A 20,639-nucleotide genomic window follows, 5' to 3' on the forward strand; every position below is an offset into this window, starting at 1 on the left:
CTGCGGGCGGCTGATTGGCCGCCTCAAGGACATGATCGAGGGCGAAGACGGGCAGGTGGCGCTGCCCATTCCATCCTATCTGATCGAACACCCCAAGGGCCGGGCGGTGTTCGATACCGGCATGCATCCGCAATGCCGGACCGATGCCGCCGGGCGTCTGGGACCGCAGATCGCGCGGATCTTCGGGTTCGAGCAGTACGGTCCCGAGGACGACGTGAAGTCGCGCCTCGAGTCGATCGATCGCGATCCCGGCAAAGTCGATTTCATCGTGAATTCGCATCTGCATTTCGACCATGCCGGCGGTAACGAGCTGGTGCCCAATGCCACCATGGTCGTGCAGAAGCGCGAATGGCAGGCCGCTCAGGATCCCGAGCTGGCCGCCAAGATCGGCTTCTTCCGCGCCGACTTCGATCATGGCCATCCGGTGAAGTAGGTCGAAGGCGAACACGACCTGTTCGGAGACGGCTCCGTGGTCTGCATCCCGACCTACGGCCATACGCCCGGCCATCAGTCGCTGAAGGTGCGGACCGAGGCTGGCGAGATCGTGATCACGGGCGACGCCTGCTACTTCTGCCGAACCCTGCGCGAGCGCCGACTGCCGCGCTTCGTCTACGACCGCGAGCAGATGCTCGCGTCGCTCGACCGGCTCGAAGCTCTGGAAAGAGGCGGTGCGCGCCTCTTCTTCGGCCACGATCCGGAGTTCTGGAAGGACGTGCCTCAGGCGCCGGTGTGGGCGTTCTAGGAACGTCGGTCTCAGTTCTGCGGGATGAACTCGATCATGAGGCCGCCGGTCTGCTCCGGCGCGACAAGGACGCGATCACCTTCCGCCAGGGCAAAGGGCACGTTGTTGGCGCTGAGCAGGCCCTGCAGCGGGCGCGCCCGTTCGACGGCGATGGCGGCGCCGACGACGGCGGGGAGCTCGGTCGGCGGCATCATCTCGAGCGCCTTGTATTCGAGCTGGAAGGCGAGCGGCGACCAGATCAGCAGCTCGACGGAGCCGGCCTTCACCATGGTGCAGCCGTCGAAAATCTCCTCGACGCTGGCACCCCAGGCGGCCTTCAGCGCCTTGGCCGTTTCCTTGGGCTTCTCGGCGATGGCATGGATGGCCATCATGCCCAGCGCGCCGTTGGGATGGACGATCCATTCCGGTTCCATGAAGGCGTCCGGGGTTTCGTGTTTCACGGGGAACCAGGGAAGAGGGCCCGCGCTCTCGCCGACCACGACGCCGGCATCGACCTCGAAACCGTCCTCGGTTTCCCAGGCGTGCGTGCGCTCCTCGCCCTCGAGTTCCGCGACGTTCACGGCCAGTGCAATCTGCGGCGGATGGCCTTGCAGCAGCTCGATGTAATTTGGCACGTCGTCGCGGTCGGGCTGGAAGCAGATGCACCGTGGCTCTACCCCGTCGGGCGTCAGATTGAAGCCGATCTGGCCCAGACGGGCGGCGGTATCCGCAGGGTCCGAGGCGGTCAAGGAAAGGTGATCGATATCGCGTGCTGAAATCTTCATGCCCGCTCATACAGTCTTACCCCGGCATCCCTCAAGTGCGATGCTGGAAGTCCTGAATCCAAGGGAGATATCGATGTCCAAGATGACGCTGTACGGCATTTGGCTGAGCGGCCCGACCTACAAGGCGGGGCTGGCCATGTCCCTGATGGGCCAGCCGTTCGCCTACAAGCATGTCGACCTGCGGGCCGGCGCGCACAAGCAGCCTGAGTATCTCGCCATCAACCGTTTCGGCCAGGTGCCGGCGCTGGTCGACGGCGATCTCAAGCTCTGCCAGTCGGGCTCGATCCTGCTCTATCTCGCCGACAAGTTCGGCAGGATGGGCGGCAAGACGGCCGAGGAGAAGGCGCGGGTGCGCGAGTGGCTGTTCTGGGAGTTCGACCGGCTGGCCTCGAACATCTACCGCCCGCGGGCGATCAAGCGCGGCTTCATGAAGGCCGACGACAACGTGCATCAGATGTATGTCAACCAGGCGGGTGATGCGCTGAAGGTGCTCGACGCCGCGCTCGCCAAGTCGGACTTCCTGGTCGGCAGCGAAGCGACCATCGCCGATGTCGCGGTCTATGGCGATGTCGCCTACGCCGAAGAGGGCGCGATCGATCTTGGCCCCTATGCCAATGTGAAGGCCTGGATGGCGCGGGTCGAGAAACTGCCCGGCTTCATGAAGTATGCCGACCTTCTGCCGCAGCAGGACGCGGCCTGAGCGACCCTTGGGTCAGGCGGCCAGCGTCTTCTGCACGGCGCCGGCCGCCTGATCCATCATCGCACCGACGATCGGCGCGAGTTCGTCCGGCAGCAGGTCGATCGTCCAGACCAGCCTGCTGCCTTCGGGACCGTCGGGAAAGACTTCCAGCGCGGCGTTGTAGTGATGGGCTCGCCCGTCGACGACGGCATAGACCAGACGCCGGCCCTCGTCGTCGCGGGTTACCAGGCGTTCCCGCGCCACCATGCCGTTGAAGAAGGTGACAAGGCGGTCGCCATCCTGCATCTCCAGAGCCGTCAGGAAGCCCGGCGCCACGCGCGTGTGAACCTGGCTGAAGTCGCGAACGGCCGACCACACAAGATCTGCTGAAGAAGTCAGGGAAATCTCTCGGCGCTGGGTTGCCATCGTTGATGCTCCTTGATCGGAAGCGTCATCTAGGCGAGCGGCCAGCGTTGCGTCTGGCGATTTTCGGACGTGATCGCCTTCAGGTCATTGCCGTCATCTCGTCCCAGCTTCCCTCGACGGTCTTGCGGTCGAGGTCTCGGGTGATGAATACCAGCCGCGACCGGCGGTCCTCGCCGGGCCAGCGGGCGAGCAGGGTGGGCGGATGGAAAGTGCGGTGCACGCCGTGGACCACCAGCGGCTGGTCCTCTCCAACGATGTTGAGCACGCCCTTCACGCGCAGCAGCCGATCGCCCCACGCCGCGCGCACGGCCATCAGCCAGCGATTGAAGAGGTCCCAGTCCAGCGGCTCGGAGAAGGTGAGGCAAAACGAGGCGATGTGATCATCGTGCCGTGATCGGTCATGGTCGTGGGCATGGTGCGCATGATCGTGGGCTTCGGCGTTCAGCCAAGCCTGCACCTTGTCGCTCTTGCCCGTGGGATCGAATGGCCCTGAGTCGAACAGAAGAGCCGGATCGACGTCGCCCTGCACGATCTCGAACAGCGAGGCACCGGGATTGAGACCGGTCAGCCTTGCGCGCAGGCCGGCGCTGGCAGCGATCTCGGCGAGGTCCGTCTTGCTGATCAGCAGCCGGTCGGCGACGGCCGCCTGCTTCACGGCCTCCGGATGTTCGTCGAGTTGGCGCGCGCCATTCACGGCATCGACCGTCGTCACGACACCGTCGAGCCGGTAGTCATGGCTGATCATCGGATGATTGAGCAGAAGCTGCAGGATCGGCGCGGGATCGGCGAGGCCCGTCGTCTCCAGGAGCACGCGGTCGAAGGGCGGGATTTCGTCCTTCGCGCGGCGGCGCGCGATGTCGCGCAGCGTCTTGTCGAGGTCACCCTGGATGGTGCAGCACACGCAACCCGATTCCAGCAGCACCATGCCGCCGCCGACCTGCTCCATGAAAAGATGATCGAGCCCGACCTCGCCGAACTCGTTCACCAGCACCAGGCTGCGGGCCATGCGCGGGTCGCCGAGGACGCGGTTGAGCAGAGTGGTCTTGCCACTGCCGAGGAAGCCGGTGATCAGCGTCACCGGCATTCGCACGGCCGACTTGTCGCGATCGAACAGGCTCATCGAATGACACCCTCACATACGCATATGTAACAAAGTAACGATGCCGCTTCCGCTTGACGATGCAACCTGAGGGTATGACGCTTTCGGGATCAACAAAGAAAAGGAGGGGCGTCCATGGACTCGAGATATCTTCAGAACAACGAAGAGCTCAAGCGGCCGCAGCAGGAGATCGACGAGGATCGCCGCTCGTTCCTGACGGCAGGCCTGATCGGCGGCGCCGTCGCCGCCGGGACGCTGGCGGCCGGCGTCGCGCATGCGCAGCAGGTGGCCCAGGCCCCCGCGCTGACCGACAAGGCCTGGTGGCCGCATCCCAAGTGGGGCAAGGACGATCAGGCTGGCGCCTCGAACTACATGACGCCGGCGAAGGTCCTCGACACGGTGAAGCTGATCAAGGACGGCAAGGTCTACCGGATCGGCCGCATCTACGAATCGTCCATGCCCAAGTTCGGCGAGCGCGCCTTCACCTTGCGCATTCCCGGCAGCCCGACGGGTGGTCCCTTCGGCACCAACAGGCTGATCTACAACGACGAGTATCTGTCGACGGAGATCGGCCAGACGGGAACGCAGTTCGATGGCCTCGCCCACATCGGCATCCAGATGGGTAAGGACGGCGACAAGAACGAGATGCGCTACTACAACGGCGTCACCGACCAGGAGATGAACAGCGCTACCGGCATGAAGAAACTCGGCATCGAGAACGTGAAGCCGTTTTTCACACGCGGCCACCTGTTCGACGTCGAGGCGGTCAAGGGCGCCATGATGGAAGCCGGCCAGGAGATCACCATCGCCGACCTCAAGGCGGCCTTGCAGAAGCAGAACATGCAGGAAGCCGACATCAAGGAAGGCGATGCCGTGTTCTTCAACACCGGCTGGGGCAAGCTCTGGATGAAGAACAACGACAAGTTCAACGGCGGCGAACCGGGGATAGGGCTGGAAGCCGCCAAGTGGTTCATCGACAAGGGCATCGCGCTGACCGGCGCCGATACCTGGGGAACCGAGGTCGTGCCCAATCCCAACAAGGATCTGGCCTTCCCGGTCCATGCCGAACTGATCGCCAAGAACGTCATCTTCAACCACGAAAACCTGGATTTCTCGGGCTTGATCGCCGACGGCAAGTACCAGTTCGCCTACATCTTCTCGCCGGCACCCATCAGGGGCGCGACAGGGTCGAACGGCGGCCCCATCGCGGTGACCTGATCGGGGGCCGAAGGAGCGCGCGCTAGGTCGGATAGTCGCCGGCGGCGAACTTCGACTTGGCGTGCGTGCGGCTGAGTTTTCCGGAAGAGGTGCGGGGCAGGCCGGGTTGGCGCTTGATCAGGACGACCCGGCCATCGACCCCGGCGGCTTCCTTGACCGCCTGCTTGATGTCGCCCACCAGCGCCTCGCGTTCCGCAGGCTCGCTCGGATAGGCCTGGACGATGACCACGACGGCTTCAACGTCGCCGTCCTCGACCGAGAAGGCGCAGGCGTCGCCGCGGCCGACCTGCGGCAGCGCCTCGATGGCCCACTCGATGTCCTGCGGCCAGATGTTGCGGCCGTTCACGATGATCAGGTCTTTGGCGCGGCCGGTGATCACCAGCTCGCCCTTGTGCCAGTAACCGAGATCGCCGGTGTCGAGCCAGCCGTCGCGAAGCACGCGCTCGGTTTCCTCGCACTTCTGGAAGTAGCCCGGCATGACGCTGGGGCCGCGGACGAACAGCCGGCCGATATGGCGTTTGCCGAGAGGCGCGCCGGTCTCGTCGCGGATCTCGACGCTGTGTCCGGCCATCACCTTGCCGCAGACGACGAATTCCCGTGATCGGCCAGACTGCGGATCGGTGAAGCTGTCGGTTTTGACGCCGCCGAACGACGCGCCGAAGCTCAGGCCGACACAGACCTCGGCCATGCCGTAGCTCGGCATGAAAGCACGCTCGTCGAATCCCGACGCCTTGAAGGCCTCGGTGAAGCGCCGCAGGACCGGCAGCTGGATCATGTCGGCACCGACGCCGGCGAGACGCACGCTCGACAGGTCGAGTTCGCCTATCGGCGCAGTCAGCGCGCGCCGGGTCAGGAGGTCGTAGCCGAAGCTCGGACTGTAGGTGATTGTGGCGCCGCGGCGCGAGATCAGGGAGAGCCACTGCATCGGCCGCCGGGCAAAGTCGCGGGGCGCCAGCAGGTCGACGCTGCGCTGCGCGCACATCGGCGCCAGGATGAACCCGATCAGGCCCATGTCGTGATAGAGCGGCAGCCAGCTCACGCCGGAATCGTTCTCGTCAAGTCCCTGGGCGGCGATCGAGCCGTCGATGTTCGCCATGAGCTGGTCCTGGCGGATGTCGACGCCGAGCGGCGCACGGGTGCTGCCGGAAGAGAACTGCACGTAGCAGGCCATGCCGGCGCCGAGCGGCCGCAGGTCGACCTTGGCCTCGGGGAGAGCGGTGAAGATTTCCATCCCTCCGGCGAAGCGCGCGGTCGTGCCTTCGGCGGCGCTCCGGGCGAATTCGACCAGCTCGTCGGGGGCCAGGACGCCCACGGCCTGTGCCGCCGTGATCTGCTTCCTGAGCTGGAAGATGTAATGTGCCTTGGCGCCAAGCCCGACCGGCACAGGCACGGGAACCGGCACGATGCCGGCATATTGGCAGCCGAAGAAGGCGATACAGAAGCCCGGCCAGGTGTCTGCGATGAGGATGAGTCGCTCGCCCGGCTCGATTCCGGCGCCGATCAGGCGGCGGGCGAACGACAGCGCCTCGGTGCGGAGATGGCTGTACGGCAGGCGGGTCAGGAGCTTGCCGCGGGCATCGAAGAAGTTGAAGCCGGTCTCGCCGCGGGCGGCGTAGTCGAGCGCCTCGGTCAGGCTGGTGAAGCCACCGCGGCGGAAGGGCAGGGAAACGTTGTGGGTCGGGGTCGGTACCGTTACCCAGCGTTCCGGGCTTGAGTGGAGGGTGGACGCATAGCGTTGCATACGCCCGGCGGGCCCATCGGCCGGCGTGGCATTTGAAAGGAGCGCAGGCAGGATTCCTCGGATCGACGTCATCTGACGATCTCCCAAACGGTTCGCACTAAGCGCGTCACCGCTCGGTTGACCGTCCCGTTGGATCATCCCGTCCATCGGAAGAGCGACGCTATCGCCGGCAGGTCTTCTGGCTCGCGGGTCGCAGCTCCTGCCCGTCTTCCCAGACCGAAGTCCAGTGACATATGGGCTCTCGCTCGCCGCTTACAGCTGCGGGTACAGCTGCCGATTGGCTCCCCGTGGAGGGAGCGGCACGGCATTCCCTTTTCGCCTCCGGTTAAGGAGGACCGTCGATAGGCACTGGTTAAGCTTGCGCTTGGCCTCGGTCAATTGCTTTGATGCTTCAAATATCGGGAGGAGACTGCAAAATGTCGATGATTCGTATGGCCGTCGCGGCGGCGCTTGGCCTCGCCCTCGCCTGGCCGGCAGGGGCCCAGGGCATTCCCAAGGTGCAGTCCCCGGAAGAAGTAGGGTTTCTCTCGACCCGCCTGAAGCGGCTCAGCGACCGGCTGAACGAGGGCGTGAAGAACAACGAGCTGCCCGGCGCCGTCGTCCTGATCGCCCGCAACGGCAAGATCGTGATGTTCGAGTCCTACGGATTCCGTGACAAGGATGCCAAGGTCGCGATGACCAACGACACGATCTTCCGCATCGCCTCGATGACCAAGCCGATCGTCACCCTGGCCGCGATGATGCTGATGGAGGAGGGCAAGCTCACGCTCGCCGATCGCGTGTCGACCTACATTCCGGCGTTCGCCGATACCAAGGTCGCGGTCCCGAAGAAGAAGGAGGACGGCACGACGGAAATGGTGCTGGAGCCGCAGTTCCGGCCGATGACGGTGCACGACCTGATGCGGCACACGTCGGGCCTGACCTATGGCGCGGTGGGCGCCAATCCGGTGAAGCAGTCCTATCTCGACATGAAGGTCGCCGATCGCAATCAGAGCAATGCCGAAATGGCCGACAAGCTCGGCAAGCTCGCGCTGCTCTACCAGCCGGGCACGACCTGGGAATATTCGATGTCGACCGACGTGCTCGGGCGCGTCGTCGAGGTCGCCTCCGGCATGCCGCTCGACAAGTTCATCGAGGAGCGCATCACCAAGCCGCTCAAGATGGGCGATACGGCCTTCGAGGCCAGCGCCGACAAGAAGGCGCGCGGCGCGAGGCCAATGAAGGAGGGGCCGAAGAACGAGCTGCCGGCGATCCCCGATGTCACCGAGAAGTTCACCTGGCGCTCGGGCGGCGGCGGCATGGTGTCGACGGCGGCCGACTATGCCCGCTTCCTGCAGATGTTCGCCAATGGCGGCCAGCTCGATGGCGTGCGTCTGGTCTCGCGCAAGACGATCGACCTGATGACGGCAGACGCACTACCGCCCGAGATCAAGATGGGCGCCGACATGTTCCGCTTCGAGGCGCTGGAGCCCAGCGCCGCCATGGGGCAGGGCTTTGGGCTGGGCTTCGCCGTTCGCAACGTGCAGGGCGTCAACCCACTGCCTGGATCGCCCAACGACTATTTCTGGGGCGGCGCCTACGGCACCTATTTCTGGCACGATCCGCGGGAGCGCCTGTATGTCGTTTTCATGATGCAGTCGCCGCAGGCCCGTCTGCGCTACCGCTACCTCATGCGCGACCTCGTCTACCAGGCGATGGTGAACTAGCCACCCTTGACGCTCTGCCGACGGACAACCACGTTGGCGGAGCCCAACGTCGGGCGGGAGACTAGTCATGCAGCAGCAGGAACGCGATCTCATCTCGGGTCTGTTCGATCGGCTGAAGCCGTTCGAATCTCAACCGCGCGACAATGAGGTTGAACAGTTCATCTGGGACCGAGCATCAAAGCAGCCTGCTTCAGCCTATCTGCTTGTGCAAACCGTGTTGGTGCAGGAGCAGGCGCTGAAGGCCGCGCAGGACCGTATCGCCGAACTGGAGGCGAAGATCGCAGCCGCGCCGCAGCCCGAGGCCGGTTTCCTCGGCAGTGCGCCGAAGATCGGCCCGTGGGCGCCGCCGCGCACATCGGTACCCCAGACGTCCGCGGCGGCGCCGGCGGCCTCGATGGCTCCCTCCACGCGCTCGCCCTTGCAAGCGGCCGTCTCGCCGCAGCAACAGCCGGCAGCAGGCGGGAGCTTCCTGCGCACGGCCATGATGACGGCCGCGGGCGTTGCCGGCGGCGCTCTGCTGTTCGAAGGTATCCGCAATCTGATGGGCAGCAATCCCGGACCGTTCGGTGGCCAGCAGCAGGCGTTTGGCGGAACCCCGGACTCGACGCCGCCGGAATTGTTGCCGCCGGATTCGTCGGTGCAGCAACAAGCCCATGCCGACGATCGGCAGGGACAGGACGACTACGACACCGCATCGCTCGATGACGGCGGTGGCGCAGGGGACGACGATAGCTGGGCCTGAACGGCCTTCCGACTTCAATGATAATGGGGGAATTGAAGAGATGATCGAGCTTCACACGTGGGGCACGCCGAACGGCCGCAAGGTGTCCATCATGCTCGAAGAGTGCGAACTGCCCTACAGCGTGCACAAGATCGACATCTCCAAGGGCGAGCAGCACAAGCCCGAATTCCTGCGCATCAGCCCGAACAACCGCATTCCCGCGATCGTCGATCCCGACGGTCCGGGCGGCAAGCCGTACAGCCTGTTCGAGTCGGGCGCGATCCTGATCTACCTCGCCGACAAGACGAAAAAGTACCTGCCAGCCGACGGCGCGAAGCGCTACGACTCGATCCAGTGGCTGATGTGGCAGATGGGCGGATTCGGCCCGATGCTCGGCCAGGCTCATCACTTCCTGCGGGCGGCGCCGTCGAAGATCGAATACGGCATCAAGCGCTATGTCGACGAGGCCAAGCGGCTCTATGGCGTCCTCGACAAGCAGCTCGCCGGCAACGCCTTCGTGGCGGGCGAGGACTATACGATCGCCGACATGTCGATCTTCCCGTGGGCGGCGCGTCACGAGTGGCACACCGTGAACCTCGCAGACTTTCCCAACGTGAAGCGCTGGTACGACATCGTGAATGCCAGGCCTGCCGTCGCCAAGGGCATGGCCGTTCCTTATCTCAACTAGGATGCTGCCCGGATCCTGGCGTGGAGTGTTGGGAGCAGCCTTGCTCTGCCCCACGCTCTTCGCCTGTGCGCAGCCGGGGGCGCCTGCGGCGTGCGCAGCTCCGCTCAAGCCCGCCGTCGAGGTAAATCTCTACTTCGGTCGCGACCGACCGTCGGGCGGTGAGGTGAGCGACGCGGAGTGGGCGTCTTTCCTGGCCGAGATCGTGACGCCGCAGTTTCCGGCCGGCCTCACGGTGATCGACGCGCGCGGCCAGCATCGTGATCCGGCCGGAGTCATCGGAGCTGAGCGCACGAAACTGGTTGTGGTCGTCGTCTTCGATGCGCCGGCCCATCGCTCGAAGGTTGCGTCGATCGTCGATACCTACAGGAAGCGTTTCGGTCAGCACGAGGTTTTCCGGGTCGAGCAGCCGGTCTGCGCCGGCTGACCGGTTCGGCGAAGCACGCTAGATTTTTCAGCGATGATCCATAGGAGAGTCAACCCATGAGCAACGACGTCAATGCACGTAAGAAGGCCGCGCTCGCCACCCCGACCGACCTCGGCGAGAATGCCACCAAGGATCTGAGCGGCGGGCTCAACATCCTGCTGGCCGATGTGGCCGCGCTCTACTGGAAGACCAAGAACTTCCACTGGCACATGTCGGGGCCGCACTTCCGCGACTATCACCTGCTGCTCGACGAGCAGGCGACCGAGATCGACGCTATGACGGACGTGATCGCCGAACGCGTGCGCAAGCTCGGCGGCACGACGCTGCGGTCGATCGGCCATATCTCCCGCCTGCAGCGCGTGCTCGACAACGATGCCGACTATGTGACGCCGCTCGACATGCTTGCGGAGCTGCGCGACGACAACAAGCAGCTCTGCGTCCACATGCGCACGCTCCACGAGCTCTGCGACGAGCATGGCGACATCGCGACGGCCAGCCTCATCGAGAACTGGATCGACGAGACCGAGAAGCGCGTCTGGTTCCTGTTCGAGACGACCCGCCGCACCGAAGGCTAAATCGGATTCTTCCCCTTTGCGGGTGCCGCAAAGGGGAAGTGCCCTCGTCTGACGAGGGCGATGGGGTCACGCCACCCTACTGGCGCTCGGCCCAGCCGATCATCCTGGCGATGAACGCGTCGCAGGCATCCATCTGCGACTTCGCAACGAACTCGTTGGGCTGGTGGGCCTGCGAGATGTCGCCCGGTCCGCAGATCACGGTCGGGATGCCATGGCTGCGGAAGATGCCCGCCTCGGTGCCGTAGGGCACGGCATAGGTGCGATTGCCGCCGGTCCACTGCAACGCGAGCTTGGCGGCTTCCTCGTTCTCCTGCGGCATCAGGCCGGGCACGAAGGAGCGGCGCTTGAGCTGGATGTAGGCGTCGGGGTGCTTGGCCTTCATCTTCGGCAGCAGCAGTTCGGCGACATAGGCTTCGGCGCGGCGCTGCACTTCCCAGGGATCGTCGCCGGGCAGGGTGCGGTAGCCCCAGTTGAGGGTGCACTCGCGCGCAAGGATGTTGCCCGCCGTGCCGCCTGTCACGATGCCGACGTTGATCGTCGTGTGGCCGGGCACGGTGTCGATGTCGGTGCGCGTGCGGCCGGCCAGCTCGACCTGCAGCTCGTTCAGCCAGTGGATGAAGTCGCCGGCGAAATGGATGGCGCTGACGCCAAGATGCGTCATGGAGGAGTGGGCCTCGACGCCGGTGAAGGTGGCGATGATGCCGCCGCCGGCGTTCTGCGCGTTGACGACGCCCATCATGGTGGGCTCGCCCACGATCACGGCCTGCGGGCGTGGCACGTTGCCGACCAGCTTCTCGACCAGCGAATGCGCGCCGAGACAGCCGATCTCCTCGTCGTAGCTGAAGGCGAAATGCATCGGCACCTTGAGCTTCGCCTTCTTGAGCGCGGGCACGTGGGCGAGGCAGGCGGCGATGAAGCCCTTCATGTCGCAGGTGCCGCGGCCGTAGAGGTTGCCGTCGGCTTTCTCCGTCAGCGTCCACGGATCGGTTTCCCAGGCCTGTCCGTCGACCGGCACCACGTCGGTGTGACCCGACAGGACGATGCCGCCCTCGGCCTCGGGACCGACCGAGGCGAACAGGTTGGCCTTGGTGCCTTCCGCGTTGGGGACCAGAGTGCTCCGGATGCCGTGCTCGTCCAGATAGCCCTGGATGTACTTGATCAGGTCGAGGTTGGAGTTGCGCGAGGTGGTGTCGAACGCCACCAGGCGCTGGAGCATGTCGATGGAGCTGGAATTCATGACCGCAGCGTCGCACGCTTCAGACCGCGACGCCAAGAGGCTGTAAAACCTCGCGAAATTACCGGCTTGTTTGACACTCCCGAGCCCGCCCGCTAGAACCGCCCGGCATCCGTCGTGGTTATGGTCGCCGGGGTCTTAACGGGTCTGCGGAGGGGTGGCCGAGTGGCCGAAGGCGGCGGTTTGCTAAACCGTTATAGGGAGATAATCCCTATCGTGGGTTCGAATCCCATCCCCTCCGCCATTACCTGCCCGATCGACCGGCCTCCCGGCTTTGCCGAGGACGCTGAAGCGTCCGGTGTCTACTTGCCGTCGCAGCGCAAGCTCCCATCCTGGCTTGCTTTTCAAACCGCCGGTTTTGCATCTCGCCAATCGCGTCGCGGCATGGACTTCGTCGCAATGAACGGCTGACTGCGCTGACGAGCCGGGGAATCCCGGATAAAACCAGACCGAATTGCAAGGCAGCGGAGTCTTCTATGTCCAGTGGCGCAACTCTACCGATCCTCGACCACGAGCTGGCGGATGACGAGATTGAATGGATGAAGTCCGTTTATGCGGATTTCAACAAGGCCCGCGCCGCGGCCGGTCCCGAATTCAATCCCAAGGACGCCTTACGCGCCATCTTGGCCCGCGAGGAGTATCACTTCTCCGCCGTGCCGGATTTGACCGGACCCGGCCCGTGGCGTCTGGGCCAGAACCTGCACGGACGTGGCGTCGCGGCGGTGTTCCTGCGGAAAGTCGAGCTGCATACACACATTGCCAGCCGTACCGATCAGTTCCCGATGTTTGTCGTGGGCGAGGCGGACGGTTTTTCCATCGACGAGAATGGCAAGCCGGTGCTGACGCCGGTGATTGACGGCGGCCATTTCCACAACGCGCCCGGCGCGCCGCACGCCTTCCTGCCGAAAGTCGGCGTGCCCAAGCCGGACAACTGGGAAATCGCCTTCATCGCGATCACGCCGCGCAACCTGAAGGAAGACACTCACCGCGTCTCGGACGAGGTGCGCGCGCAGTATAAACAGGTTGTCGGTCAGGAGGCCCCTTTGGGCGTTTGAGGAGGAGAAGGCACTTGCAAGTGACCCGCCGCGTCATTATCGCGACCACAGCTCTCGCCGCTGCCTATCCGGCTCGCGCGCAAACCCGAGGAAAAGCCATGACGACCGAAAGCGGCCTGAAGATCATCGATACCACCGTCGGCACGGGCGCCAGCCCCAAGACCGGCCAGACCTGTGTCATGCACTACACGGGATGGCTCTTCGAAGGCGACGTGAAAGGCAAGAAGTTCGATTCTTCCGTCGATCGCGGCTCGCCTTTCGAATTTCCCATCGGTATGCAGCGCGTCATCGGCGGCTGGGACGAGGGCGTCGCAACCATGAAGGTCGGCGGCAAGCGCACGCTGATCATTCCGCCGCACCTTGGATATGGAGCTCGCGGCGCTGGCGGTGTCATTCCGCCCAACGCCACGCTGATTTTTGACGTCGAGCTGCTGGCGATCAAATAAGCATCGTCTTCGCGCCAGGTTGGCTTCGCCGTTTCGAAGGACCGTCATGCCGTCGTCGACGAACAGCTGGGCGCCGTAACGCAGGAGGCGTCGTCGGAGGCCAGGAACAGGATCGCAGCGGCGACCTCCTCGGGCCTGGGCCGACGGCGCTCACCTGAATGCCGGGAACAACCCGTTTCGTGGATTCGAATCCCGTCCCCTCCGCCACTGTCGCGATCACTAGTTGAGGCTCGGTGACTTGCCCTCGCAGGCATCGGCGATCGCCGCCGACAGGGAGGGGACCCAGTCCGCGCTGGGTGCATTCACGAAGTGGCCGAGATGGTCACTTCCCCAGCAGATTGGCACGCCCGCAGCCAGCGAAAGGCTGCTGCACCAGTCGCCAATCTCACCACTGAGCATCTTTGGAACGTAGACTTTGAGCATCTTCGATCTCCTGTTCACAAGGATCGATGGGCTGCCTCTGGCACTTTCCACGCAATTTGCGCGCCAACCGAGGCGAGCTTCTTTTTGATCGAGAAGCATCACAGTATTGTGGCGGCGGTCACGGTCTGATCGGATCGCGTTCTGCCGCGCCGTTGATGATCGCCTCCAGCGCGGCGAGGCCGTCGGTGAGGGCGGCGGGACCGGGCTGGAGGATCAGCGGCGATTTGATCTCGTGCAGCCTGCCGTTGCGCACCGCTGGCAGGTATTCGAAGCCCGGCCGTGCGACGAACTTCTCGCTCTTGAATTTCTTGCCGCACCACGAGCCGATGACGATGTCGGGAGCCCGGCGGATGACCTCTTCCGCGGTGACGATGCGGTCGCGGGCGGACTTGCAGGGAGCCCGCTCGGGAAAGATGTCCGCACCGCCGGCGGCCTCGACCAGCTCCGAGACCCAGGCGATGCCGGAGATCATGGGCTCGTCCCATTCCTCGAAATAGACCTTGGGACGATGGCCGGCACCACTCGTGCGTCGACGCGTGTCCTCGACGTTGGCCGCAAGCCGGTCGGCCAGCGCCATCGCACGATCCTGCGCGCCGACGAGCGCGCCCAGCATGCGGATCATGTCGAGGATCTCCGCCACCGTGCGCTGATTGAAGGCATGCACGGTGACGCCCGCCCGGACGAGCGCCGCCACCAGATCGGCCTGCAGGTCGGAGAAGGTGAGAACCAGATCGGGCTCCAGGGCCAGGATCTTCGGCATGTCGGCCGAGATGAAGGCCGAGACGCGCGGCTTCTCCTTGCGCGCCTGGGGCGGCCGGACCGTATAGCCGGAAATCCCGACGATCCGGTCCTGCTCACCCAGCAGGTACAGCGTCTCGGTGGTCTCTTCGGTCAGGCAGACGATGCGCTCGGGCGGATACATGATCTCCCGACAATAGCAGGCCGGGCAGGGGGAGGACGACCGGCCCGCGCGGTCGTGGGTGCAAACCCGTTGGTCTGCACGGCAAAACCACTGTGGCATTGACCGGAAACCACAGGTCTGTAGGGATTGGCCGCACGTGAAAATCCGATCGACAGAAACGAGGAAACCTCAATGACCCAGAAGGCAGCGGCAGCAACCCGGAAGCCGGTCCGTCCCGATCTCGAAGCCGAGCTGAACAACCTCGCCATGTCGAAGGAGGCCCAGCCTCTGTTCGATGCGGTGAAGGCGCATATCGCCGAGAACGTCGCGCCGATCCTCGAGGAGTTCCAGCGCCTGGGCGAGGGTCGCAAGGATCGCTGGAGCTGGGCGCCGGGCCAGCTCGAACTGCTCGAGGCTGCCAAGAACAAGGCCAAGGCCTCGGGCCTGTGGAACTTCTTCCTGCCCCATTCCGAGATCGGCCGCGGCCTCACCAATCTCGACTACGCTTACATCGCCGCCGAACTGGGCAAGTATCCGCTGGCCTCGGAGTCGCTGAACTGCTCCGCGCCCGACACCGGCAACATGGAAGTGCTCGAGAAGGTCGGCACGCCCGAGCAGAAGGAAAAGTGGCTGAAGCCGCTGCTGAACGGCGAGATCCGCTCGGCCTATGCGATGACGGAGCCGGGCGTGGCCTCTTCGGACGCCAAGAACATCACCACGCGCGCCGAACTGGTCGGCAACGAGTGGGTGATCAACGGCGAGAAGTACTACATCTCCGGCGCGGGCGATCCGCGCTGCAAGATCATGATCGTCATGGTCAAGACCAGCCCGGATGCCTCGCCGCAGTTCCAGCAGTCGCAGATCCTGGTGCCGATGGGCACGCCCGGCCTCGAGATCGTGGGTCCGATGACCGTGTTCGGCCACGATCACGCGCCGCGCGGACACATGCACCTCAAGTTCAACAACTGCCGGGTGCCGGCCGAGAACATCCTGCTGGGCGAGGGCCGCGGCTTCGAGATCAGCCAGGTGCGCCTCGGACCGGGCCGCATCCATCACTGCATGCGCTCGATCGGCGCCGCCGAGAAGGCCATCGAGCTGATGGTCAAGCGCGGCTCGACCCGCACCGCCTTCGGCAAGCCGCTGATCCAGCTGGGCAAGAACCTCGAGCTGGTGAGCCGGGCGCGCATCGAGATCGAGGCCATGCGCCTCATGGTGCTGAAGGCCGCGAAGGCGATGGACGTGCTGGGCCATCGCGAGGCCCGCGTCTGGATCAGCATGGTCAAGGCGATGGTGCCGGAGAAGGTCTGCCTGATCATCGATCAGGCGATGCAGATCCACGGCGCCACCGGCCTGTCCCAGTGGTCGCCGCTCAGCGAGATGTACGTCAACCAGCGGCACCTCAGGTTCGCCGATGGCCCGGACGAGGTCCATCACATGGTGGTGGGACGCGCCGAGATGAGCCGGCACTAGGACCGTGACGGGGCCCGGTCTTGACAGGCCGGGTCCCGCCGTCTTTCTGTTGCGCGCGGATCAGTGAGACTGGAAGAGCGAATGAAGGCGACCCGGACTTCCCTGCACGCGGCCCTGGTGCTGCTGCCGTTCCTGTTGGGCGGGTGCGAGGCTGCGACCTCCCTGCGGGGGGCGGGCCTGTCCGATCCCAAGCTGATGAAGAGCATCGACGACGCCTTCGAAGCGCGTGACAACTGCCTGGTCGCCAACATCCATCTGGCCGATGTCTACTCTGGCAGCGCCCAGTCGCTCGCCGCCACGGCGGCGGCCTCCTGCCAGACCCAGACCGACGTCCTTATCTCGCTCAGCAATCCCTATAGCGACCCGCGGATCACCGCGGCGATCCAGAAGGATTCCAGCTTCCGGGCGATGGGCTACGTGCTGAAGGCACGGGGCCAGGGCTGACGCGCCGTTAGACCTGCCGCCACATCGGCGGGCGCTTGCGCACCGGGTCGAGCAGCGACCAGTCACCCTGCTCGACGACATGGCCCTTGGGGAAGGGCGAGCGCGGCTCCTGGCCGAGTGCGCGCATCACGCGGTCGTCGCGGTAATAGCAGAGCAGCACCACGCGATTGAGGGAGAAGAGGGGGGACCCGCCTTCCTGCTTGAACCGCATCGCCACCTCGCTGCGGCGCTCCGGCGCGAGCGCGGCGAACGGGCCGCCGGACAGTTCGTGCAGTTGCTTCAGCGCGGTCTGCGCGTCCGCGGTGTCCCGTTCCAGGCTCTTCAGGATATCGGCGAAGATCAGCTCATCGTCGGCGCCGGGCACGCCATGGGCGGTGCTCGCGGGGATCATGATGCCGGCCAGAAGGCGCAGGTCGCGGGCTTCGGCTTCCGTCAGGGTTCCATACGTCATGTCGATGGCCTCAATCGAAGAGCGTGGCGTCGGCGAGCCGCCGCTTGATGTTGTCGGCGATGTAGAGCGCCAGCGCCTGGATCGTGGAGGTCGGGTTCACGCCGCCGGAGGTCACCCAGATGCTGCCGTCGACGATGAACAGGTTCTTCACGTCGTGGCTGCGGCCCCATTCGTTGACCACGGACCGCTCGGGATCGGTGCCCATGCGGGCCGTGCCCATGAGATGCCAGCCGGCATTGAGCATCGGCGCGTCACTGCCGACATTCTTCGCGCCGGCTGCCGCGAGGATCTCCTTCGAGCGCGCGACGCCGTGGGCGATCATCTTCTTTGTGTTTTCGCCCAGCGTATAGTCGATCTTCGGCGCGGGAATGCCGTTGCTGTCCTTCAGCACCGGATCGAGCGTCACCCGGTTGTGCTCTTCCGGCAGGTCCTCGCAGATCGCCGAGAGGCCGAGCTTGCGGTTGAAGAGGGTACGATACACGTCGTGATGCGCCTCGCCCCACGGCAGGAAGCCGCGCGCGGTGTTGGCGATGGCGTCGACGATCGTGCCGGCGCCGCGGTGAAGCTGCAGCGTGTAGCCGCGCACGAAGCCGCGCGATGGATCGGTCTCGTAGAACTCTTTGCTCCACAGCGGGAGCTGCGCGCCGGTATTGCCGTCGATCGGCTCGTCGACATAGCCGTAGGTGTGGGCGAACGGGTGGAACATCAGGTTCCGGCCCACCAGCCCGCTCGAATTGGCGATGCCGTTGGGGAAGCGGCCGGACACCGAGTTCAGCAGCAGGCGCGGCGTGCCGATGCCGTTGCAGGCCACGATGACCATTTCGGCCGGCTGGAAATGCTCCTTGCCCTCGGCGTCGTAGTAGATGGCGCCGTTCGCGAGACCGTCTGGGCCGACCGTGACCTCCCGGACCCGCGCACGGGTGCGCAACTCGACGCCGGCGCGGATCGCGTGCGGCCAGTAGGTGACGTCGACGCTGGCCTTGGCACCCTGGGCGCAGCCGGGCGTGCAGTGGCCGAGATTGATGCAGGGCGCGCGGCCGTCATATTCGGTGGTGGCGATGGCGGAGTCCGAGGGCCACCAATGCCAGCCGAGCTTGTTCATCGCCTCGCCGAAGCATTTGCCGGTCTTGCCGAGGGGGAGCGGCGGCATCGGCGGCACGTGATGCGGATAGGCCGGGTCGCCTTCGAGGCCGGCCACGCCCGTCATGCGGTCGTTCTCGGTGAAGTACGGCTCCAGGGTCGCGTAGTCGACGGGCCAGTCGTCGGCGATGCCGTCCAGGGTCTTCACCCGGAAGTCCGAGGGATGCAGGCGCGGATAGTGCGCCGTGTACATGATGGTGCTGCCGCCGACGCCGTTGAAATTCACGACCTGGATGGGCGAGGTCCCGTTGTTGATCGGATAGTCGGTCTCTCGCGCCCGGCGGTTCGGGTTGATGGCGAAGTCGCCGAACAGGCGGGCCTCCCAGTCCCGGCCGTTGGTCGGATAGTCCGTGGGCTTCACCCAGTCGCCCTGTTCGAGACAGAGGATCCGCATCTTCGTGTCGGCGAGGCTCCACGCCACCGCCGCCCCCGAAGCGCCGGAACCGATGATCAGGACGTCGACCTTTTCGTGCATGGCGTTCTTCCGTTAGCGGGCAGGATACTGGCTGATGGCCTAGGCGACCGGGGCGTGACCGCGGGAAGTCCAGTGTCCATCGTCGGCAAGAGAGGGGACAGGGCAGAACCTTGTGCCTCCAGGACGGGCTTCAGGTCCAGTACGTCGATGCCGCGCCGCAACCACACGGACTGCAATGGCGCCGCGGCGCCGGCGGCCGGTTTCGGATCGTGGATTCTGGGGGCTGGCTTCGAGGCTCATGTTCGAGCAAGACTGACGCCAGTTCATCAGCGAGGAAAGAGCCTTCCCATGCCGGACACCACGCTTGCGCGGCCTGCGGCCACCACGACCGAGCATTTCGAAGTCGTCATCGTCGGCGCCGGCATTTCCGGCATCGGTGGTGCCTATCATCTCACCCAGCAGATGCCCGACCGCAGCTTCGTCATCCTGGAGTCCCAGGAGAGCTTCGGCGGCACCTGGCTGACCCACAAGTATCCCGGCATCCGGTCAGACAGCGACCTCCACACCTTCGGCTATCGCTTCAAGCCGTGGAAGGGCAAGCCGATCGCCACCGCCCAGGAGATCAAGACCTACATGGGCGAGGTGATCGAAGACAACGACCTGGCCCGACACATCCGCTACCGCCACCGCATCGAGTCCGCCTCCTGGTCGAGCAAGGACAACCTCTGGACCATCGAGGGCGTCCGGACCGACACGGGCGAGGCGGTCCGCTTCACCGCCAATTTCCTCTGGATGTGCCAAGGCTACTACCGCCATTCGGTCGGCTACACGCCGGAATGGAAGGACATGGACAGCTTCAAGGGCCAGGTCATCCATCCGCAGACCTGGCCGGAGGATCTCGACTACACGGGCAAGAAGATCGTCGTGATCGGCTCCGGAGCGACGGCCGCTACGGTCATCCCGGCGATGGCGGACAAGGCGGGCCACGTCACCATGCTGCAGCGCTCGCCGACCTATTTCATCCCCGGCCGCAACGCCATCGAGCTCGCGGAGACGCTGCGCCAGCTCGAGGTCGACGAGGAATGGATCCACGAGATCGTGCGCCGCAAGATCCTGCACGATCAGTCGGTCTTCACCCGGCGCGCCTTCGAGGAGTCGGACAAGGTGCGGAGCGAGCTGCTGGCCGGCGTCCGCGCCCATGTCGGGCCGGACTTCCCGCTGGAGCCGCATTTCACGCCGAGATACCGGCCCTGGCAGCAGCGCATCGCCTTCGTACCCGATGGCGACCTGTTCAAGGCGATCCGCGGCGGCAAGGCCTCGGTCGAGACCGACGAGATCGACCGCTTCGTGCCCGAGGGCATCCTGCTCAAGTCGGGCAAGGTGCTCGAGGCCGACATCATCGTGACGGCGACGGGCTTCGACCTGTCGGTGATGGGCGACATTGCCTTCGCGGTCGACGGCAAGCCGGTCGACTTCGCCGATACCGTGACCTATCGCGGCATGATGTTCACGGGCGTGCCCAATCTGATCTGGGTGTTCGGCTACTTCCGCGCGAGCTGGACCTTGCGCGCCGACCTGGTCGGCGACTTCGTCTGCCGCCTGCTGGACCACATGGACAAGCACCAGGCCCGCAAGGTCGAGGTCGCCCTGCGGCCCGAGGACAAGGGCATGCCCTTGTTGCCCTGGATCGATCCGGAGAACTTCAATCCGGGCTATATGATGCGCGGCATGCATCTGCTGCCCAAGCGCGGCGACAAGCCGGAGTGGCAGCACACCCAGGATTACTGGAACGAGAAGAACGTCTTTCCAGCCATCGACCTGGAGGACAAGGCGTTCGTCTACGGCTGATCGTTCGGCCGATCTAAAGCTCGGGGGAG

At 65.0% G+C, this 20,639-nt stretch carries 21 protein-coding genes, 1 tRNA gene, 1 pseudogene and 1 riboswitch; of the genes and pseudogenes, 14 read left to right on the plus strand and 9 right to left on the minus strand.

Annotated features, from left to right (window positions below; translation table 11 throughout):
* The first annotated feature begins 31 nt into the window (after nucleotides 1-31).
* Nucleotides 32-742, plus strand: a pseudogene (locus tag ACQY78_RS01160) (N-acyl homoserine lactonase family protein).
* An 11-nt stretch (nucleotides 743-753) separates the two neighbouring features.
* Here the strand turns inward: ACQY78_RS01160 and ACQY78_RS01165 are convergent.
* The gene (locus ACQY78_RS01165) at nucleotides 754-1,506 is read right to left on the minus strand and encodes a VOC family protein (protein ID WP_428681969.1); all 753 of its coding nucleotides are present in this window, start codon (nucleotides 1,504-1,506) and stop codon (nucleotides 754-756) included.
* Between the two features lie 73 nt (nucleotides 1,507-1,579).
* Here ACQY78_RS01165 and ACQY78_RS01170 point away from each other — a divergent pair, with 73 nt between their 5' ends.
* Nucleotides 1,580-2,206, plus strand: coding sequence for a glutathione S-transferase family protein (locus tag ACQY78_RS01170; protein ID WP_428681971.1), 627 nt, complete (start codon nucleotides 1,580-1,582; stop codon nucleotides 2,204-2,206).
* Between the two features lie 12 nt (nucleotides 2,207-2,218).
* Here ACQY78_RS01170 and ACQY78_RS01175 read toward each other — a convergent pair whose 3' ends face one another.
* Both ACQY78_RS01175 and ACQY78_RS01180 read right to left on the minus strand, forming a co-directional pair.
* Nucleotides 2,219-2,611, minus strand: a complete 393-nt coding sequence (locus tag ACQY78_RS01175) for an SRPBCC family protein (protein WP_428681973.1) — start codon at nucleotides 2,609-2,611, stop codon at nucleotides 2,219-2,221.
* 79 nt (nucleotides 2,612-2,690) lie between these two features.
* Nucleotides 2,691-3,731 (minus strand): CobW family GTP-binding protein, encoded by a 1,041-nt coding sequence (locus tag ACQY78_RS01180; RefSeq protein ID WP_428681975.1) that lies wholly within the window; start codon nucleotides 3,729-3,731, stop codon nucleotides 2,691-2,693.
* A gap of 114 nt (nucleotides 3,732-3,845) precedes the next feature.
* Here ACQY78_RS01180 and ACQY78_RS01185 point away from each other — a divergent pair, with 114 nt between their 5' ends.
* Entirely contained in the window at nucleotides 3,846-4,928 is a 1,083-nt protein-coding gene (locus ACQY78_RS01185) for a cyclase family protein (protein ID WP_428681977.1), read from the plus strand.
* A 22-nt stretch (nucleotides 4,929-4,950) separates the two neighbouring features.
* Here ACQY78_RS01185 and ACQY78_RS01190 read toward each other — a convergent pair whose 3' ends face one another.
* Nucleotides 4,951-6,741, minus strand: coding sequence for a fatty acyl-AMP ligase (locus ACQY78_RS01190; protein ID WP_428681979.1), 1,791 nt, complete (start codon nucleotides 6,739-6,741; stop codon nucleotides 4,951-4,953).
* Nucleotides 6,742-6,820: 79 nt separating this feature from the next.
* Nucleotides 6,821-7,024: riboswitch (cobalamin riboswitch) on the minus strand.
* Between the two features lie 61 nt (nucleotides 7,025-7,085).
* On the opposite strand from ACQY78_RS01190, the gene ACQY78_RS01195 reads away from it, so the two are divergent.
* The 5 genes from ACQY78_RS01195 (at nucleotide 7,086) to ACQY78_RS01215 (ending at nucleotide 10,783) form a co-directional block, all read left to right on the plus strand.
* Complete coding sequence (locus ACQY78_RS01195) at nucleotides 7,086-8,375, plus strand: serine hydrolase domain-containing protein (protein ID WP_428681981.1); 1,290 nt, start codon at nucleotides 7,086-7,088, stop codon at nucleotides 8,373-8,375.
* A 67-nt stretch (nucleotides 8,376-8,442) separates the two neighbouring features.
* Nucleotides 8,443-9,117 (plus strand): DUF2076 domain-containing protein, encoded by a 675-nt coding sequence (locus tag ACQY78_RS01200; RefSeq protein ID WP_428681983.1) that lies wholly within the window; start codon nucleotides 8,443-8,445, stop codon nucleotides 9,115-9,117.
* 40 nt (nucleotides 9,118-9,157) lie between these two features.
* On the plus strand, nucleotides 9,158-9,784 hold the full coding sequence (locus tag ACQY78_RS01205) for a glutathione S-transferase family protein (RefSeq protein ID WP_428681985.1): 627 nt from the start codon (nucleotides 9,158-9,160) through the stop codon (nucleotides 9,782-9,784).
* 40 nt (nucleotides 9,785-9,824) lie between these two features.
* Nucleotides 9,825-10,208 (plus strand): DUF3574 domain-containing protein, encoded by a 384-nt coding sequence (locus ACQY78_RS01210; protein ID WP_428681987.1) that lies wholly within the window; start codon nucleotides 9,825-9,827, stop codon nucleotides 10,206-10,208.
* 56 nt (nucleotides 10,209-10,264) lie between these two features.
* Nucleotides 10,265-10,783 carry a Dps family protein gene (locus ACQY78_RS01215; RefSeq protein WP_428681989.1) on the plus strand — a complete coding sequence of 173 codons (519 nt, stop codon included), beginning with the start codon at nucleotides 10,265-10,267 and terminating at the stop codon, nucleotides 10,781-10,783.
* A 76-nt stretch (nucleotides 10,784-10,859) separates the two neighbouring features.
* Here the strand turns inward: ACQY78_RS01215 and argE are convergent, their stop codons facing one another.
* A complete protein-coding gene (gene argE, locus ACQY78_RS01220; protein WP_428681991.1) occupies nucleotides 10,860-12,020 on the minus strand; it encodes an acetylornithine deacetylase in 1,161 nt (386 codons plus the stop codon).
* Between the two features lie 148 nt (nucleotides 12,021-12,168).
* On the opposite strand from argE, the gene ACQY78_RS01225 reads away from it, so the two are divergent.
* The 3 genes from ACQY78_RS01225 to ACQY78_RS01235 all read left to right on the plus strand — a co-directional run bounded on the left by ACQY78_RS01225 (nucleotide 12,169) and on the right by ACQY78_RS01235 (nucleotide 13,518).
* A tRNA-Ser gene (locus tag ACQY78_RS01225) sits at nucleotides 12,169-12,261 on the plus strand.
* A gap of 232 nt (nucleotides 12,262-12,493) precedes the next feature.
* Entirely contained in the window at nucleotides 12,494-13,072 is a 579-nt protein-coding gene (locus ACQY78_RS01230) for a hypothetical protein (RefSeq protein ID WP_428681993.1), read from the plus strand.
* 35 nt (nucleotides 13,073-13,107) lie between these two features.
* Nucleotides 13,108-13,518 carry an FKBP-type peptidyl-prolyl cis-trans isomerase gene (locus ACQY78_RS01235; protein ID WP_428686307.1) on the plus strand — a complete coding sequence of 137 codons (411 nt, stop codon included), beginning with the start codon at nucleotides 13,108-13,110 and terminating at the stop codon, nucleotides 13,516-13,518.
* Nucleotides 13,519-13,737: 219 nt separating this feature from the next.
* On the opposite strand, the gene ACQY78_RS01240 is transcribed toward ACQY78_RS01235, so the two are convergent.
* Nucleotides 13,738-13,941: a hypothetical protein gene (locus ACQY78_RS01240; protein WP_422035755.1), complete on the minus strand. Its 204-nt coding sequence runs from the start codon at nucleotides 13,939-13,941 to the stop codon at nucleotides 13,738-13,740.
* Between the two features lie 118 nt (nucleotides 13,942-14,059).
* Entirely contained in the window at nucleotides 14,060-14,863 is an 804-nt protein-coding gene (locus tag ACQY78_RS01245) for a cobalamin-binding protein (RefSeq protein ID WP_428681995.1), read from the minus strand.
* Between the two features lie 171 nt (nucleotides 14,864-15,034).
* On the opposite strand from ACQY78_RS01245, the gene ACQY78_RS01250 reads away from it, so the two are divergent.
* Both ACQY78_RS01250 and ACQY78_RS01255 read left to right on the plus strand, forming a co-directional pair.
* Complete coding sequence (locus ACQY78_RS01250; protein ID WP_425065455.1) at nucleotides 15,035-16,312, plus strand: acyl-CoA dehydrogenase family protein; 1,278 nt, start codon at nucleotides 15,035-15,037, stop codon at nucleotides 16,310-16,312.
* An 81-nt stretch (nucleotides 16,313-16,393) separates the two neighbouring features.
* The gene (locus ACQY78_RS01255) at nucleotides 16,394-16,756 is read left to right on the plus strand and encodes a hypothetical protein (RefSeq protein WP_428681996.1); all 363 of its coding nucleotides are present in this window, start codon (nucleotides 16,394-16,396) and stop codon (nucleotides 16,754-16,756) included.
* Nucleotides 16,757-16,763: 7 nt separating this feature from the next.
* On the opposite strand, the gene ACQY78_RS01260 is transcribed toward ACQY78_RS01255, so the two are convergent.
* On the minus strand, nucleotides 16,764-17,207 hold the full coding sequence (locus ACQY78_RS01260) for a hypothetical protein (protein ID WP_428681997.1): 444 nt from the start codon (nucleotides 17,205-17,207) through the stop codon (nucleotides 16,764-16,766).
* 10 nt (nucleotides 17,208-17,217) lie between these two features.
* Nucleotides 17,218-18,822: a GMC family oxidoreductase gene (locus ACQY78_RS01265; protein ID WP_428681998.1), complete on the minus strand. Its 1,605-nt coding sequence runs from the start codon at nucleotides 18,820-18,822 to the stop codon at nucleotides 17,218-17,220.
* 288 nt (nucleotides 18,823-19,110) lie between these two features.
* Here ACQY78_RS01265 and ACQY78_RS01270 point away from each other — a divergent pair, with 288 nt between their 5' ends.
* Nucleotides 19,111-20,610: a flavin-containing monooxygenase gene (locus ACQY78_RS01270; RefSeq protein ID WP_428681999.1), complete on the plus strand. Its 1,500-nt coding sequence runs from the start codon at nucleotides 19,111-19,113 to the stop codon at nucleotides 20,608-20,610.
* Nucleotides 20,611-20,639: the final 29 nt, after the last annotated feature.

Origin of the sequence: Reyranella sp. (assembly GCF_965279625.1) — a bacterium.
In the GTDB taxonomy this organism is placed as follows: Bacteria; Pseudomonadota; Alphaproteobacteria; order Reyranellales; family Reyranellaceae; genus Reyranella.